A 15401-nucleotide genomic window follows, 5' to 3' on the forward strand; every position below is an offset into this window, starting at 1 on the left:
CCCTGTTCGATGTATCCGGTCTTCACCGCCGTCTCACCGGCACCGGTGATGGTGCCGGTGACCTTCGCCGAGACGAACCCCTCCCGCGTGAACGCCGTCGTCGCCACGTTCGGAACCGGGTTGACCGACAGGTTGCTGGCAGTGAGATCCAACGTCCAGCCATCATCGGTGACCGTGCTCGCGAACTTGTCGGCCAACGGCGTCGGCGTCGCCGACGCGGTGCCCGCGAACGCAACAGAACCCACCATCACTGCTGCCGACACCACCGCACAACCAGCCACGGCCCTCGATATGCCATGTCCCCGCACCGTCGAACCAGTGGTAGCGCGTGCCATCGTTTCCATGAGCGAGTCTCTCCGTACGCGTGTCGGTGATTCCACCGACCACAATGATTGCTGAAAGATAACTGAAGATCTGCCCGGGACGGTACAACACCCCACACATCCCCGACAGGCCTTCGACACCCGAATCACGCCGGCGACACCCCTACCCGGGCGTGACAGAAACATCTCCGGACACGCACGACCAGGCGGTTTACCGCGTCACAGCGAGTGACGCGCCTCATAGTCACAGAATGGTGACGACCCATAACAAGTGGACACTCCGCTACCTCGACCAGAGCATGGTGCGCATATTCAGGCCGATCGTTGCAGCCGACCAACTATGAAGTACGACAACAGCATCGGACCGGCACCGGCGGCCCTCGAGCGGATTTCACACGTGGTCGGGCACAGCGTCGCCAATGCGCTCGCAGGGGCTGGTGTCACCGCGCGCATATGCAAGGGCGGCCGGCCCCGAGTCGGTGACAGTCTTTCAACCACAACCCTTCTCGGCCCATCGATAGGAGTACCCCATCATGACGAATCTGAGTCCTCGCACCGCACAGGTGCACCGACCGCAATCGATCGACGAGCAGCAGCAATCCATTCGTACTCGCCGCACGATCCTCGCTGCCGCGACAGATCTGATCAACACTGGACGCGCTGTCAGCATCGGCGATCTCACCGCGAGCGGCGTGACCCGCGGCGATATCCACTTCCACTTCGAGACCAAGCACGGCCTCATTCGAGGCCTGATCGACGACGCCGCGGACCAAGTTCACCGCCGATCTACTCCTGGCGGTGATCAGTGCCCACACCGCCACCGGTGGTGACGGCACCACGCACGCCCGAGCCGCGATATCCGCCCTCACTGCAGAGATTCTGCCTCGAGATCACCCTCTCCAGCGCCGCCGCAGGTGAACCCGGAATGCCTTGGTGGCGGGTGCGCCTGTATTCCGCGAAAGAACAAGGTAATTCGTTGAATTCGGGGACGGACCTCACACCCACACCTATGCTCGACGGACTCGAAAACGCAGCGAACGGGGGTAATTGCATTCATCGTGAGTGTCGTTGTCTGCGCACTCTGTTCGATCGCGGTGTACGGGGCTGCCACGAATACTTTTTCTCGACTGGAGCACGTGCAGCGGCATGCACCGCAGTGCGCTGGATTTCGATGGTGGGCCTTCGCGAGTGGAGTATGCGGGAAGACTGTGGGTGATCGTGGTATCCATGCGGTGTGGACATCCTCGCTTCTCGGACAATTCTCCGGCCGGTCGATTACCAGAGGACTCTCGAGTTCTACCGTGACGGTCTCTCGTTGGCGGTGTGTCGCGAATACCCCGGCGGGACGGTGTTCTTCGCGGGTCAGGGCCTGATCGAGGTCGCTGCGCACCATCGCGGCGACGAATCGGGGTCGTTCTCCGGCGCGCTGTGGTTACAGGTACGCGACATCGACTCTGCTACAGCGGAATTGACGGCCGCCGGCATCGAGATCGTGCGTGAGGCCCGGACCGAGCCGTGGGGTCTGATCGAAATGTGGATCGAGGATCCGGACGCGATTCCCATCGTGCTGGTCCAGATCCCCCCAGGATCATCCGCTGCGGCGGGACAACCGCTAGCCCGTCGACGCGTCGTCGGCGATCGCGCGCAGTACCGCCGTTGCCGACTGCGGCCGCGACCACAGATACCCCTGAGCCAGGGTGCAGCCGAGCTCGAGCGCAGCGTCGGCCTGTTCGCGGCTCTCGATGCCTTCGACGATCATCGTCAGATCGAGGTCCTTCGCCACTCCGGCCAACGACTTGATCATCGCCCGGCCGGCGACGGTGTCGACGAACCGCGTCAGGTGCCCGTCGATCTTGATGCCGTCGGGCTGCAGCGTCACCAACCGTTCGAGTGAGGACCAGCCCGAACCGAAATCGTCCAGCAGCACCCGAAAGCCCAGCCGATGCACGTCGTCGATGTGCCTGCGCAGCAGCGGCCCCGGCGTCACGGCAGTGGTCTCGGTGAGTTCGAGCGAGATCGACGACGGAGACACCCCGGAGGACGCGATGGCGCGCTGCAGCTGACTGACGCCGTCGGGATGCGCGAGGTGGCGTCCGGAAATGTTGACGGTCAGCCGCAGGTCCGGACGGTGGACGTGCCACTTCTTCATTTCGGCCGCGGCCTGCGCGAGCACACTGAGGTCGACGTCGATGATCAGTTCGCTGGCCTCGGCGAACGGTACGAAATCCGCAGGCACCACCATCCCCCGGGTGGGGTGGTGCCAACGCGCCAACGCCTCGAAGCCGACGATCTCCTCCGTCCGCAGATCCACGATCGATTGGAACCAGGGGACGATGTGGCCGTCGGCGATGGAGTCGGCGATGTCGTTGTCGCTTCCGAGCCGGATGACGCCCGATCCGACGCGGCGATGCAGGTCTAGTTGCTCCTCGAGTACCGACGCGAACTGTTCGAGTTCCTGCATCTGCTCACCCGAGAGCGAGCGCGGCGTGCGATCGAGCAGGCAGAGTGTGCCGATCACCAGGCCCTCTCGCCCCCGTAGCGGAACCGACGCGTAGGACGCGATGCCGTTGTCGTCGAGGATGGCGCGCTGCCGGGTAGTGGCGTGGACGCGTCCGTGCGCCACCACTGCGGGTTCGCCGGAGCGCACCACGTCGTCGCAGAGGGTGTCGGCTCGTACCACCGTGGACACGGGCGGTCCGCCGACGTTGACCAGCGTGTACTGAGTGTCTTCGTCGAGCACGTTGAGCTGGGCAATGGCGAATCCGACGCTGCGTGCGGCGAATTCGACCGTCGATCGCAGAGCGGGCGTGGTCGCCTCGACATCGAGGTATCGACGAGCGGAGTCGCTCTGCCGGCGAGACTGGGAGCGCGCGGTGTCCGCGACCTCACCGTCCACCGGCATCACCTCGCAACGAACAGCCGGGCCCGTTCTGGAACCGGATCCAGGTGAGCTAAACCGTCCCACATCTGCAGTTTCGACCGATAGCCCATCCGAGAGCGGTCACAACGACGGATAGCGTGTGTGCAGCAGCCGATGCCGCAGCACCGCCGCGGCAAGTCGCTTGCCTTCGTCGGTGGCGACCGAGCCGGCCGGCTGCGATCCGGAAGCTTGGCCCGGTTCCGACAACTCGAACGCGCCGAGTGCGCTCAGTTCGGCAACCAGGGTTCGAGCGAGCGGCTCAGCGTGCTCGGCAGCGGGCTCCTCGCCGGAATGAGTCCACCCCTCGGCGCGCAGCAGACGCGCCAGGTCGTCTGCTGTCGATTCCACGTCGGCGACATCGTGACCGACGATCATTCGGGCCAGAACGACCTCCGCGGCAATCGTGTCCGGGTGATATTCGGTGCCGACGATGCCTGCGGTGAGCACACGCCAGAGCCCGTCGGAGCTGAGCTGCCGAGTTCGGGCCGTCGGTACCAACCGGCCGGCGGAACGACGCAGCAGACGCACCCGCATCAGGAGGCGTCGGACAATCAGTACTTTCTCGGTGTCGAGTTCGCGGCCGACATGCACGGGACGTTCGGCCGGAGGAAACACGGTGCTCGCGATGCTCGCCACCAACTCGTCCGGCAGGTACCCGGCGTCGGTCAACGCGACGCCGTCCCCGATGCATCCGATGAAGCTCTCGAGCCTGCGCACGCAGCCGTACACGGGCTCGGCGGCCTCGTGCAGCGTCTCGCGCAACCCCAGATACAGCTCGGCCCGCGGTGCGCTGTAGTTGCTCCACAACTCGATGCGGTGGTCGAGAAGCTGTTCGAGCAGGACTGCCTCGGAGTCGTCCTTACCTCGATCGGACGTCAGCACAGCATCGGTGACGCCGCGTCGACGCATGGCCTGCGCGTTGGCACCGAGCGGTCGCCCACCAGGCTTCGACGGCTCGAACTCGCCGGCGATGGTCGCCACTTCCAGTGTCTCGCCTATCTTTTCGACGATGGCCCGCTCGACGCCCGTCGGCGCGTCCTGCCAGGTGACGAGCTCGGTATCGACGGCACCGATGCCCGATTGTTCGGTAGCGGCGCGATAGTGCTGCAACCACACGGCGTCGTCGGGCGTTCGCACGAGTTCCTCGGTGACGGCGCTTCGGGCAATCTCCGCGTATCCGACGCGTCCGAGCCGGTCGAGCAGGTCGCCGAGGGCACGGGCGATATCTACGGCGCGATCGGGCCCCTCGGCCGCGTGGCGCAGGTACACCCACAGGTAGGTCTGCACAGAATGTTGCGTCGGGCCCGCGGGCGGAGACACGTCGACCAGACCGTCCCACCCCAGGCGCGCGTCGGCGGCGAGCGCGGGATCGACGGAATCGAAGTACGACAGAGCTGCCCACACCGCGTCGTCCATGCCCGATCCCTTCACGATGTTCCACTGTTCCACAGCGACTCGATGTCGGGTGACAACCGCGGGTGCGCCCGTCCGCGATCGAGCCGAGCGACTAGCCTCGAGTCCGTGCTCGAGAGCGTATCCATTCCGTCGGGGCCTGCAGCGGCGGAGATCATGTCGCGGCTGAGTCGCATGCTCGCCGGCGACGGCCCGGCCCTGCTTCCCGTACCCACCGATGATCCGCGCGAGACCGAGCGCCTGCACGACGCACTGGCACCGGGAACCCCCATCGACGACGGCGTCGCCCTGGTCGTTGCGACCTCCGGGACGACGGGTGTCCCCAAAGGGGCCATGCTGTCCGCGTCTGCACTGGTGGCGTCGGCGACGGCCACCGAGGAGCGACTCGGCGGACCAGGGTCGTGGCTGTTGGCGTTGCCCGCGCATCACATCGCCGGGATGCAGGTGCTGCTCCGCAGCGTGCTCGCCGGGACCTCGCCCGTCGTCATGGACGTGTCGAGAGGTTTCGATCCCTCCGCTCTGATCGACGCGGTGGGATCGATGTCGGGACCCCTGCGCTACACCTCGCTGGTCCCCGGGCAGCTGGTGAAGGCATTCCAGATCCCCGAGGCGGTCGCGGCCCTCGCCTCACTGGACGCAGTGCTGCTCGGCGGGGCCGCGACGCCGGTTCCACTGCGAGAGAAGGCACACGACGCAGGAATCCGGTTGGTGCGAACCTACGGAATGAGCGAAACGGCCGGCGGCTGCGTGTACGACGGAGTTCCGCTACACAGCACCGTCGTACGCATCGACGACGGCAGGGTCGTGCTCGGCGGAAAGACCTTGGCCTCGGGATACCGCGGGCTGCCCGACCACCCGGCCTTCGCCGAACCGGGATGGTTCCGCACCGACGACGCCGGAACCATCGTCGACGGGGTTCTCAGCATCTCCGGACGACTCGACGAGGCAATCTCTACCGGTGGACTGACCGTCGTGCCGCAGGTGGTCGAAGCAGCACTGATCACGCATCCCGCGGTACTCGAATGTGCAGTCGTGGGATTGCCCGACGAGCGACTGGGCCAGAAAATCGTGGTCGCAGTCGTCGCCTCTGCTCCGGTGACATTGGCGGACCTGCGCTCCCACGTTGCTGCCTCGCTGGACATCACCGCCGCGCCACGGGAGTTGTTTCTGCTCGACTCCCTACCACACGAGGTCCGGGAAAACTGAATCGGGCGGAACTGCGAACTGTGCTGGAGCAGCGCTGAGCTGAGTCCCGTTCGGCGCTGTGTCCCCGGTGGGCGCTGAGTCCCGGGTTCGGCGCTGCGCCCCCCGGTTGACCGCCGCGGCCTTCGGTTGACCGCAAACGCGCGCGCGTTCGTCAGGTGCGCGCGGAATAGTCAGCGAACAGGTAGCGAAACTGCGCGCGTTCAGCAAAGGCGCGCGCGTGTGCGCCGGAGTGGTCATTCGAGCGGCGTGCCTTGATGGTGCACCAGTTCCCATCCGGTATCCGTGCGCCGCCACAGCGAGGTTCTACGAGCGCGCATCCGCGTTGTTCTCGAAATCCACTGCACCAGTACGCAATCCTCACTGATAACCCGACCGATCGGTTCGATCACCTCGATCTCGGCGGAGCTTTCGCCGGCGAGCATGTCGAGTATCGACGACTTGTCCCACACTGTGCCCGAGGCTCCGACTTCGGTGAAGTCGTCGGCGAGCAAACGGGCCAGCCGTTCGCGATCGCGTCGACATTTCGTCGTCTGCAGCTCTCGTTCGAGCTCGAGAACCAGCGACAGGTCGTTGTCAGCATTGGGTCGACCGGCACAGGTAAGCGGCATGGGGTGCACTGTCTCACGCACGAATGCGCGCGCGTTTGTCAGGTGCGCGCGGATTGGTCGACGAACAGGTAGCGAATTTGCGCGCGTCCAGCAAAGGCGCGCGCGTTTGCGGCGGAGGTGGGTGGGAGAGCGGGCGGGCCGGCGGGCAACAGACGCCTCAGCCCGCCATCTTCTCGTACAACCGCTCCACGTCCGTGTCCGTCCAACCGGGCGGCTCGAGGATCTCGGCCCACATGTTCACCGCGTCGGCTCCGTAGCTGTGGCCGTGTCCGTCGTCGACGTTCGTGGAGAAGACCTGATCGAACGTCAACTGCCAGAAGGTCACGAACGGGAACCACTGCACTCCGGGGTCGACGTCGGCACCGCGCGATTCTCGTAGCCAGTCGGGCCGGTTCAGGATCAGATCCGGCGACCACCACACGATGGGATCGGATGCGTGCTGCCAGTACACGATTCGGGGCTCTTCCCACTGACCACCGATGTCGAGATCCCCGGACGAACTCGCGAAGCGAACGTGCTCTGCGCCGTCGACGACGGGCAGGATCTCTCGGGAACCGGCGTCGCGTCCGGCAGTGATGCGCGCCCACTGAGGGGTGAAGTTCGGATTGCCGACCCACAGGGCACCGTCGATGCGCGCGATCATGTCCTGTGCGCCGCTGAACGCATCCTGTCCGCCGTAGCTCCGAGACTCTCGCCGAACAACACCAGCTTCGGTCGCGAATCCTCCGGGAGTTCGCTCCATACCTCGTACACCGCCTCGAAGAGAGCTCGTCCGGCATCCTGCGGAGTCTGCCGGTCGGCCAGAAATGCCATCGGGCTCGGCAGAAACGAGTACTGCATCGACGCGATCGCCGAATTACCGTCGTACAGGTATTCCAAAGGGCGAGCGACGTTTTCGTTCACCCACCCGCGTCCGGTGGTCGTCGCGACCGCGAGCACTGCACGCGAGAATGCGCCGGTGCGGTCGAGCTCCGCCACCACCCGCTCGGCGACGCCGTCGACGGTGTCCGCCGACTCCACGCCCGCGTAAGCCCGGATCGGTTGCACCGCAGGCCTTCCGCTGAACTCACTGATCTCGTCCCGCGACACCCCGGACACGACGAAGCGTCGACCCTCCTGGCCCAGGGAATCCCATTCCTCGTTCGAGGCATCCGAACCCGACAGTTCAGCCGCGGTTGGCTTCTCGACGCCTCGTGGTTGCCGCGGTCTGCAGTCGAGGCCGACTGCTCCGCAACCGCCACGATGCCGCGAACGAGCGCGCCGTTGACGGCGAACACCACCAACAGGGCCACAACGATCACGCTGGCGATCCTTGCGACCGGCTTCGGCACGTACTGCTTGCCCCACCCCGTCAATACCTGAGATGCCCGCCTCAGCAGACGACCCAACGCCAGCACAGCCACGGCCACCACCAGAGAGACCACCAGCACCGCGATGTACAACGGCCTGCCGGGATCCTCCACGCCAACGAGCTTGCGGACTATCTGCTGCCACCACGATCCCAGGATCAGGAACAGCGGAATCACCACCGCCGCAGCAACGGCCAACGCCCACCACCCGCGACGACGCCACTGCTCGGACCAGTCCGGTGACACCCCACAGCGTCGCACCACCCACGCGATGAGGCATCCGACGCCGTATCCGATCGCGACGCTGATACCGGTGGCAACAGCCTGTAGGTACCAGACGCGGGGCAACAGCGACGGAGTCATCGACAGCGCGAAGAACACCACGGCGAACAGCAGGCCCACGGGATGCAGCGCGCGGCAGTATCGATCCCCTCGTGAGCCCCGCCACCACGAACCGATCCGGGCCGACTGCCGTGTAGTCACCACCAGATCGTATTTCTCCGCCGACTGGGCTGCACCCACTTCGACGTGCAAGCATTCACTACATGAGTGTCCTGGTTTGCTTTCACGCACATCCCGACGACGAGGTGTTCGGCACCGGCGGCGTGATGCGCCTCGCCGCCGATGCCGGCCACCGCGTCGTCCTGGTCACCGCGACCGACGGTGCCCTCGGCGAATTCCCCGACGGCATCCTCACCGACGGCGAGACGTTGGCCGAGCGCAGGCGCATCGAGCTGGATCGTTCGGCCGCCGCTCTCGGAGTCGCCCGCATCGTGCGGCTGCACTATGCCGATTCCGGAATGGCCGGTACTCCGGAGAACGGGAACCCGGACGCGTTCTGCAACGTCGACGTCGACACTGCGGCACAGCGATTGGCCGACGTGCTGCTCGAGGAGCAGGCCGACGTCGTCACCATCTACGACCCGAACGGTGGTTACGGGCATCCGGACCACATCCAGGTTCACTTCGTCGGCAAACGCGCCACCGAGATCGCCGAGACTCGTTTCGTGTACGAGACCACCACCAACCGCGATCACATGCGCAAGCTGATGGAAGCCAATCCGCACTGGGGCGAAGAAGCGTCACCGCCGGACATCGAGACCTTCGGCCTGCCGGAAACCGAGATCACGACGGTGGTCGACGTGTCCAGCGTGATGACCGCCAAACGGGCCGCAATGGAAGCGCACGAGACTCAGGTCGGCGACTTCGGACCGTTCCTGCAGATGTCTCTTGAGGACCTCGCCACCACGTTCGGCACCGAATGGTTCAGAAAGCTACGCGGCACCGGGGGCGTCGGCCTCACGGAGACCTCGCTCCCGCTCTGACCTGGCCGGACAGCGGACGCAAGCGCGACGTACGCGTCGTGCAAGCGCCCGGGGTCATCGTTGGCCCCATGACCACACCAGCAATCGAGGCCCAGAACCTCGTCAAGACATTCGGTAAGCAACGTGCCGTCGACGGCGTGAGCCTGACCGTTCCCACCGGGGCGGTCTACGGCGTCCTCGGTCCCAACGGCGCGGGCAAGACCACAACGGTCCGCATGCTCGCCACCCTCCTGCGGCCCGACGGCGGCTCCGCTCGCGTCTTCGGCCACGATGTCGTCGCCGACGCCACCGCCGTCCGGTCGCTCGTCGGCGTCACCGGCCAGTACGCGTCGGTCGACGAGGACCTCACCGCAACCGAAAATCTCGTCGTCTTCTCCCGCCTACTCGGGCTCGGTCGCCGCGAGAGCAAGGCCAAAGCCGTCGACCTCCTCGAGGAATTCGGGTTGACCGAGGCGGCGTCCAGACCATTGAAGAAGTTCTCCGGCGGCATGCGTCGACGCCTCGATCTGGCAGCGAGCCTCATCTCGGCACCACCGCTGCTGTTCCTCGACGAGCCGACCACCGGCCTCGATCCCCGCACCCGAGCGCAGATGTGGGACACCATCCGACGCCTCGTCGCCGAGGGCTCGACCGTCCTTCTCACCACCCAGTACCTCGACGAGGCCGACCAGCTGTGCGATCGAATTGCCGTCATCGACCACGGCCGCGTCATCGCCGACGACACCGCCGACGGGCTCAAGTCCTCGGTGGGTACATCCGCTCTCGCACTGACTCTGACCGACCGAGACCGGATCGACGACGCACGAGCGTTGGTTGCCGAGCAGCTGGGCGTCGAGGTGGCCGTCAGCCTCGAGTCGGCTCGCCTCACCGCACCGATGGCCGACACGTCGATCACCCCCGACATCTTGATTCGCTTGCGCGATTTCGGAATCGACGTCAACGAAATCACCGTCACCAAACCCAGCCTGGACGAGGTCTTCCTGACCCTCACCGGCAAGACCACAGACGAGGACGCAGCATGACCACCACGCTCACCCCGCAGTCTTCGACACACATCGACCCCGCCGACCGACCGGTCGTGCGCCATATCGGCCTGACCCGCACCGCCGCGCAGTCCGTCGCCATGGGATATCGGGGTCTGCTCAAGCTCCGGCACAACCCCGAGCAGCTCGCCGATGTGGTCTTCCTACCGATCATCTTCACCCTGATGTTCAGCTACATCTTCGGCGGCGCGGTTGCAGGCGACGTCACCTCGTACCTGCCGTTGATCGTGCCGGGAATCCTGGTGCAAACGGTCATCACCGGTTCCGTCGTCACCGGTACCCAGCTACGCGAGGACATGGACAAGGGCGTCTTCGACCGATTCCGATCGCTCCCTATCGCCCGAATCTCGCCGCTCGCAGGCGCATTGATGGCCGACGTCATCCGCTACCTGATCGCCGCGGTCGTCTGCTTCCTCACCGGACTCGCGATGGGCTACCACCCGGCCGGCGGTGCGCTCGGTCTCGCTGGAGCGGTACTACTGGTGATGTTCTGTGCTTGGGCGATCAGCTGGATCTTCGCACTGCTGGGCACCCTGATGAGCAAAGCCTCGTCGGTTCAGGGCATCTCGATGCTGGTGTTGTTCCCGCTTACCTTCCTGTCCAATGCCTTCGTCGACACCAGCACGATGCCGAGCTGGCTAGGCGCATTCGCCGATGTCAACCCCGTATCCCACCTGGTGACGGCCGTTCGTGAACTGGCGAATAACGGACACTTCGGAATTCACGTCGTGTACTCACTCGTCGGCGGCGCCGTCATCGTCGCGATCTTCGCCCCACTGACCGTCCGAATGTACATGCGCAAGGCCTAGACAAGCGGAAGCAACCGCAGAATCTCCTGCAGCGCAATACTTCTGGTGAATACTGCGGCCCGAGCGAGCCCGGCGTCGACCTCACGGTCACCGGCAATCGCTCGGGCCGCAGCGACATGTCGATCGATCCGCATCGACGGAAAGTCCTGCCGACCCACCGCCCTGCTCGACACCGCCAGCAACTGCATCCCCAACGCCCGGTCTCCGCGGTGAATCTCGAACGAACCCACCGCACACGCAACTGCGCCGAGCATCGGAATGTCGTAGAAACCGCCCGGCACCAACATATTCCACGGCTTGCGCATCAGCGCCGCCACCGCATCGGCCATGTCCTCGCCGCGACCGTGCAGAACGTGCGCACCCACGGCCGCACACACCAGAATGGTCATGAACGGATCGCTCGGACCCTCCGACGGCCACCCACCCAACGCCAACGCGGCACGAAAACCCTCGAGACCCTGCTCGGCGGGACCGTCCTCGAGATCCGCAGCAGCCCGCGTCGCCGTCAACGACGCGGAATTCGACCGCTGCTGAGCGCGATCCCAGCGGGCACCGACGTCAGTGTCCGAGGGTGGATCGAGGGTGATCTCCTGCCCCTGCGCCGCGGCTTCCAACTCGACGATCAGTCCCCGTCCCTCGTCCACGCGACCGGCTCCGATCAACGCCATCGCCAGAAAAGCGCGCGTCTGCATGCTCTCCTCGAAGGCATGCATCTCCCACATGACGTCGGCCGAGGTTCGGTAGTACTCCACGGCCCGCGCATAGTCACCCGACAGGCCGTACGAGCTGGCCAGCGTCTGCGACGTCGAGCCAACGGCCCACAGGTCGCCCCGACGCCGTGCGATGACGAGCGCCTGCTCACCGTCTCGGATCGACTCGTACAGGCGGCCCGAGTTCTGAGCCAGCATCGAGCGAACGACGTATGCGTTGCAGCGAACGTCGTCGTGCTCGGATCGAATGGCCAGGGCCAGTTTTCGGGCCAAACCTCGACCCCCGGCGTGGTGGACCAGAACCTCCGAGTTGAAGCGCAACCCCGGCGACATACCGGCTCGACTGTTCAGCAGGTGCCGGAGATCCATGCGAATGCGAGCTACCCGACGAAGATCCCCGCCGTAGGCGAAGTGGGCTGCCAGCACCAGCAGGGCCATCACGGCATTGTCGTCGGGCGTGCCGACCATCCCGCCACGCATGCTTCTCGACACCCGGTCTGCCCAGTTGAGCACCTCCGAATGCGCCCCGCGCATGGCCCAGAAGTAGCCCAGTACCGAGAACAACGTGCACACGTGGTCCGAAAACTGTTGCACATGAGAATGTCTCATCACCGACAGCAGGTTGTCGTGTTCGGCCTCCATGAGCGCGACCATCTCGGCCGGACGCCCACCGAAATAGCCGGCGGACACCCGAACCGCGACGGACGTGGACCACTCACGCAGTCGTGCTGCGACTTCTTGGGCCTCGCCGCTGTCGTCGAGCTGCTCCTCGCCGTACTCGCGCACCGTCTCGAGCATGTGGTACCGAATTCCGGTCGTCGTCTCGACCACGCTGAGCATGGACTGATTCACCAGACCGTCGAGCGCAGCCGAAACATCCTCCACTGCAGCCCATTGCGCCACCTGCCTCGCTGCGTCGAGATCGAATCCCGCAGGGAACCGGCACAGTCGACGCAGCGCCGCCTGCTCGGAGGCGTCGAGCAGATTCCAACTCCAGTCGATGACGGCGTGCAACGTCCGATGCCGTTCGGGCCTGGTTCGATCCGCCGATTTCAGTAGCGTGAAGCGACGGTCGAGCCTCGCGTCGATCTCCTCGACGCTCATCGACTTGACCCGTGCCGCAGCCAGTTCGATCGCCAACGGCAATCCGTCCAACGTACGGCACAGGCGGGCCACCGCGTCGGGTTCGAGGTGCGCCGACGGCCGGACTGCCCGCGCCCTGATGCAGAACAGTTCCGTCGCAGGCGAATTCGAGCCGATGAGACCCAGTGACGGCAGCGGGAAGACCGACTCGGCCGTGATCCCCATCGGGGAACGCGACGTCGCCAGCACCGTCACCGCGTCGGTCGACGCAACCAGGGCGTCGACCACCACCGCGACCTCGTCGATCACGTGCTCGCAATTGTCGAGAATCAGCAAGCCCCGCCGCGTCGAGAAGACGTCGACCAGTCGTTCCCGAATCGAATGGACCCGGGTGACCGGAAGTCCAATGACCTTGACGTCGGCCTCGGTGAGCCCCAGGGTCGCTCCGATCGCCGAGGCGACGTCCTCCTCGCTGCGCAGCGATGCCAGTTCGACGAAAGCTACCGACATGTGGGCGCCGGCGCGGCGACCGAGTTCGTGTGCGATCCGCGTCTTACCCGCGCCGCCGGGACCGAGGACAGTCGTCACACGAGAACTGCCGAGCAGTACCTCGATCGCGTCGACGTCGTCGCCTCGTCCGATGAGTGCGTTCGGTGCGGCGCGCAGACCGATGGTCTGCAGCATCTTCGGTGCGGTGTGTCCCAGAATCTCGGTGTTCAACGCGGTCACGGCCGGCGAGGGGTCCGTTCCCAGACGTTCGGCGAGTTCGGTTCGCAACGCCGCGAACAGCGTGAGGGCATCGTTGGATCTGCCTGCGCCGTGCAGTGCGCGCATGAGGTCGGCGGTAGCGCGTTCGTCGGTTGGATCTGCGGCGACTCTCGCCCGAGCGAGCGGGATGGCATCGTCGAAACGGCGCAACCCGAGCAACGCCGAGATCTGGACGGACCTCAGCGCGACCTCGAGCAGTTCGGCCTGCACTCGGACCGATTCCGCAGGCTCCCCTCGCCACAGACTCAGGCGTCGAGCACACCGTCGAGAGCGTCCTGCCACTGCGAAGAAGCGAGCCGACCCTCCGCAGCGCGAGTGAGGACACGCGCGCGGCCGAGGTCGGTGTCGTCGGAGTCGAGAGCCAACTGATAGCCACCGCGGTTGCTCTCGAGAACGCCTGCGGGCAACACCGACCGCAGCCGAGAGATATGCGTCTGCAGAGCGTTCTTCGGCGAACGGGGAGGCTCGTCGGGCCACACCTCGTCGATGAGCGCCTGCGCCGACCGCATCCGCCCGGGTGCCAGCGCCAAGGCCACCAGCAGGGCCTGCGCTCGCGCACCCGGTACCGCAACGAGATCGCTGTCGATTCGGGTCGCGACCACGCCGAGGATCCCCACCACCGGGAGATCGGTCGTGAGGTGATTCGTCCGAGGATGCGCGATATCGATGGGCACTGCCACCAGATCGTAGGCCGATGATGTGACGTCATCGACCTGACCTTCGGATTGTTTCGAGCCTCTAACCAAACCGCGAGACGGTACAGTGTTCACGTCGCCTGTCATGAGGGCGAGTTCTTCAGACCTGAACACCGTCACCGAAATGGAGAGGCCGGAGAAGCGATGCGTTCGTCAGTGGGTGTGTCCCTGGGCACGTGCGGCATTCGCACGGCGCGGACCACCGAAGACGGCGCATGGACCGACGGCACCCCTTTTGACGATTGGCAGCTCTCCCCCACGGCGGCCGACGTCGCGCGCGTCGTTCGCGGCATCGTCGACAGTCCGGACGCGCCCCAATCACTCGGCGTCGCATATCGCACCCCCGAGGAACGCACCGGGATCACCGACGCGCTGGCCGAGGAGTACGTCTCCGACGTCCACCTCATCGACAGGACCGGCGCGGCAATGGAGTACCTGCGCCCGGGGCTTCCCTCCCACCACCGAACGATCGCGCTGTTCGACGCGGGCGAGACCGGAGTCGACGTCGACATCGTGGACGTCGAATCCGGCCGCTCCTACGGCTCGGCGCGGACCACCGCTATGAGCGGTGCCTCCTTCGACGCTGTGGTCCGTGAACACATTCTCGGACTCGGCATAGTGCGTTCGCCCCAATCTCGGGACGAAGACAGTGCGCTCACGGCGTTCTGCCGCGGGATCAAGGAAGCGCTGTCCTCGCACCTGACCACCAGCACTCCCGACGGCGAACACATCCTCCTCGAGCGGCACATCTTCGAGTTGTCCATTGCACGCTCCACCGAACAGGCCGCCGAAACGGTGCGTCAACTCGGTCTCGAGGCCGAGTTCTATCCCGACGCCGTCATCGCCATCGGCGGCACGTCCAACGTTCCTTTGGTCCGCGCCACCCTCGAACGCTTCCTGCAACTGCCGGTCGTCGTCCCGGACAGACCAGAGCTGGTCGTCGCCGGCGGTGCCGCGGTACACGCCACCCACGTCGACGCGACCCACGTGCCGCCCCCTCGTCTCGCACCGCCCCGCGTTGGCACGGCTGGGCATGATCGCGCTACCGATCGCAGGCGTCATCGCCGCGATCGGACTGTTCACCGCACTCGGATCCAGCGACGAGAGTCAACCGCTGAGCACGCCCGCCAGCGTCGGTGAGTCGGTTCC

At 65.7% G+C, this 15401-nt stretch carries 11 protein-coding genes and 3 pseudogenes; 7 read left to right on the forward strand and 7 right to left on the reverse strand.

Annotation, left to right across the window (positions count from 1 at the left end; all coding sequences use genetic code 11):
• A partial coding sequence (locus RHBS_RS13100; RefSeq protein WP_237669196.1) for an MspA family porin occupies positions 1–281 on the reverse strand: 281 nt, incomplete at its 3' end.
• Positions 282–856: 575 nt separating this feature from the next.
• Here RHBS_RS13100 and RHBS_RS13105 point away from each other — a divergent pair.
• Positions 857–1153, forward strand: a complete 297-nt coding sequence (locus RHBS_RS13105) for a TetR/AcrR family transcriptional regulator (RefSeq protein WP_128645756.1) — start codon at positions 857–859, stop codon at positions 1151–1153.
• A gap of 404 nt (positions 1154–1557) precedes the next feature.
• Positions 1558–1939, forward strand: a pseudogene (locus RHBS_RS13110) (VOC family protein).
• On the opposite strand, the gene RHBS_RS13115 reads toward RHBS_RS13110, so the two are convergent.
• Positions 1936–3219 (reverse strand): EAL domain-containing protein, encoded by a 1284-nt coding sequence (locus RHBS_RS13115; RefSeq protein ID WP_237669197.1) that lies wholly within the window; start codon positions 3217–3219, stop codon positions 1936–1938. The pseudogene RHBS_RS13110 and the gene RHBS_RS13115 sit on opposite strands and share 4 nt — an antisense overlap.
• Before the next feature lie 105 nt (positions 3220–3324).
• The gene (locus RHBS_RS13120; RefSeq protein ID WP_187298478.1) at positions 3325–4692 is read right to left on the reverse strand and encodes a hypothetical protein; all 1368 of its coding nucleotides are present in this window, start codon (positions 4690–4692) and stop codon (positions 3325–3327) included.
• Positions 4693–4812: 120 nt separating this feature from the next.
• Here RHBS_RS13120 and menE point away from each other — a divergent pair.
• A pseudogene (menE, locus tag RHBS_RS13125) lies at positions 4813–5900 on the forward strand (o-succinylbenzoate--CoA ligase).
• Between the two features lie 195 nt (positions 5901–6095).
• Here the strand turns inward: menE and RHBS_RS13130 are convergent.
• Entirely contained in the window at positions 6096–6470 is a 375-nt protein-coding gene (locus tag RHBS_RS13130) for a DUF4440 domain-containing protein (protein ID WP_128645759.1), read from the reverse strand.
• Positions 6471–6627: 157 nt separating this feature from the next.
• Positions 6628–8182, reverse strand: a pseudogene (locus RHBS_RS13135) (alpha/beta hydrolase).
• Between the two features lie 182 nt (positions 8183–8364).
• On the opposite strand from RHBS_RS13135, the gene RHBS_RS13140 reads away from it, so the two are divergent.
• The 3 genes from RHBS_RS13140 (at position 8365) to RHBS_RS13150 (ending at position 10996) form a co-directional block, all read left to right on the forward strand.
• On the forward strand, positions 8365–9144 hold the full coding sequence (locus tag RHBS_RS13140; protein WP_128645760.1) for a PIG-L family deacetylase: 780 nt from the start codon (positions 8365–8367) through the stop codon (positions 9142–9144).
• Positions 9145–9212: 68 nt separating this feature from the next.
• On the forward strand, positions 9213–10166 hold the full coding sequence (locus RHBS_RS13145; protein ID WP_128645761.1) for an ATP-binding cassette domain-containing protein: 954 nt from the start codon (positions 9213–9215) through the stop codon (positions 10164–10166).
• Positions 10163–10996 (forward strand): ABC transporter permease, encoded by an 834-nt coding sequence (locus tag RHBS_RS13150; protein WP_128645762.1) that lies wholly within the window; start codon positions 10163–10165, stop codon positions 10994–10996. The genes RHBS_RS13145 and RHBS_RS13150 overlap by 4 nt, the downstream gene beginning before the upstream one ends.
• On the opposite strand, the gene RHBS_RS13155 is transcribed toward RHBS_RS13150, so the two are convergent.
• Together RHBS_RS13155 and RHBS_RS13160 are read right to left on the reverse strand one after the other, a co-directional pair.
• Positions 10993–13839 carry a BTAD domain-containing putative transcriptional regulator gene (locus RHBS_RS13155; protein WP_128645763.1) on the reverse strand — a complete coding sequence of 949 codons (2847 nt, stop codon included), beginning with the start codon at positions 13837–13839 and terminating at the stop codon, positions 10993–10995. The two genes, RHBS_RS13150 and RHBS_RS13155, sit on opposite strands and share 4 nt — an antisense overlap.
• The gene (locus tag RHBS_RS13160) at positions 13803–14237 is read right to left on the reverse strand and encodes a winged helix-turn-helix domain-containing protein (RefSeq protein WP_187298479.1); all 435 of its coding nucleotides are present in this window, start codon (positions 14235–14237) and stop codon (positions 13803–13805) included. Before RHBS_RS13160 ends, RHBS_RS13155 begins: the two co-directional genes overlap by 37 nt.
• 159 nt (positions 14238–14396) lie before the next feature.
• On the opposite strand from RHBS_RS13160, the gene RHBS_RS13165 reads away from it, so the two are divergent.
• Entirely contained in the window at positions 14397–15392 is a 996-nt protein-coding gene (locus tag RHBS_RS13165; protein ID WP_128645765.1) for an Hsp70 family protein, read from the forward strand.
• The last annotated feature ends 9 nt before the right edge of the window (positions 15393–15401 follow it).

Source organism: Rhodococcus sp. BS-15 (assembly GCF_000813105.1).
GTDB lineage: Bacteria > Actinomycetota > Actinomycetes > Mycobacteriales > Mycobacteriaceae > Rhodococcoides.

What these genes read in the sequence shown, in the direction of transcription:
- RHBS_RS13105 (WP_128645756.1), top strand. Translation starts at nt 857, where the DNA reads ATGACGAATCTGAGTCCTCGCACCGCACAGGTGCACCGACCGCAATCG.
- RHBS_RS13130 (WP_128645759.1), bottom strand. Translation starts at nt 6,470, where the DNA reads ATGCCGCTTACCTGTGCCGGTCGACCCAATGCTGACAACGACCTGTCG.
- RHBS_RS13140 (WP_128645760.1), top strand. Translation starts at nt 8,365, where the DNA reads ATGAGTGTCCTGGTTTGCTTTCACGCACATCCCGACGACGAGGTGTTC.
- RHBS_RS13145 (WP_128645761.1), top strand. Translation starts at nt 9,213, where the DNA reads ATGACCACACCAGCAATCGAGGCCCAGAACCTCGTCAAGACATTCGGT.
- RHBS_RS13150 (WP_128645762.1), top strand. Translation starts at nt 10,163, where the DNA reads ATGACCACCACGCTCACCCCGCAGTCTTCGACACACATCGACCCCGCC.
- RHBS_RS13165 (WP_128645765.1), top strand. Translation starts at nt 14,397, where the DNA reads ATGCGTTCGTCAGTGGGTGTGTCCCTGGGCACGTGCGGCATTCGCACG.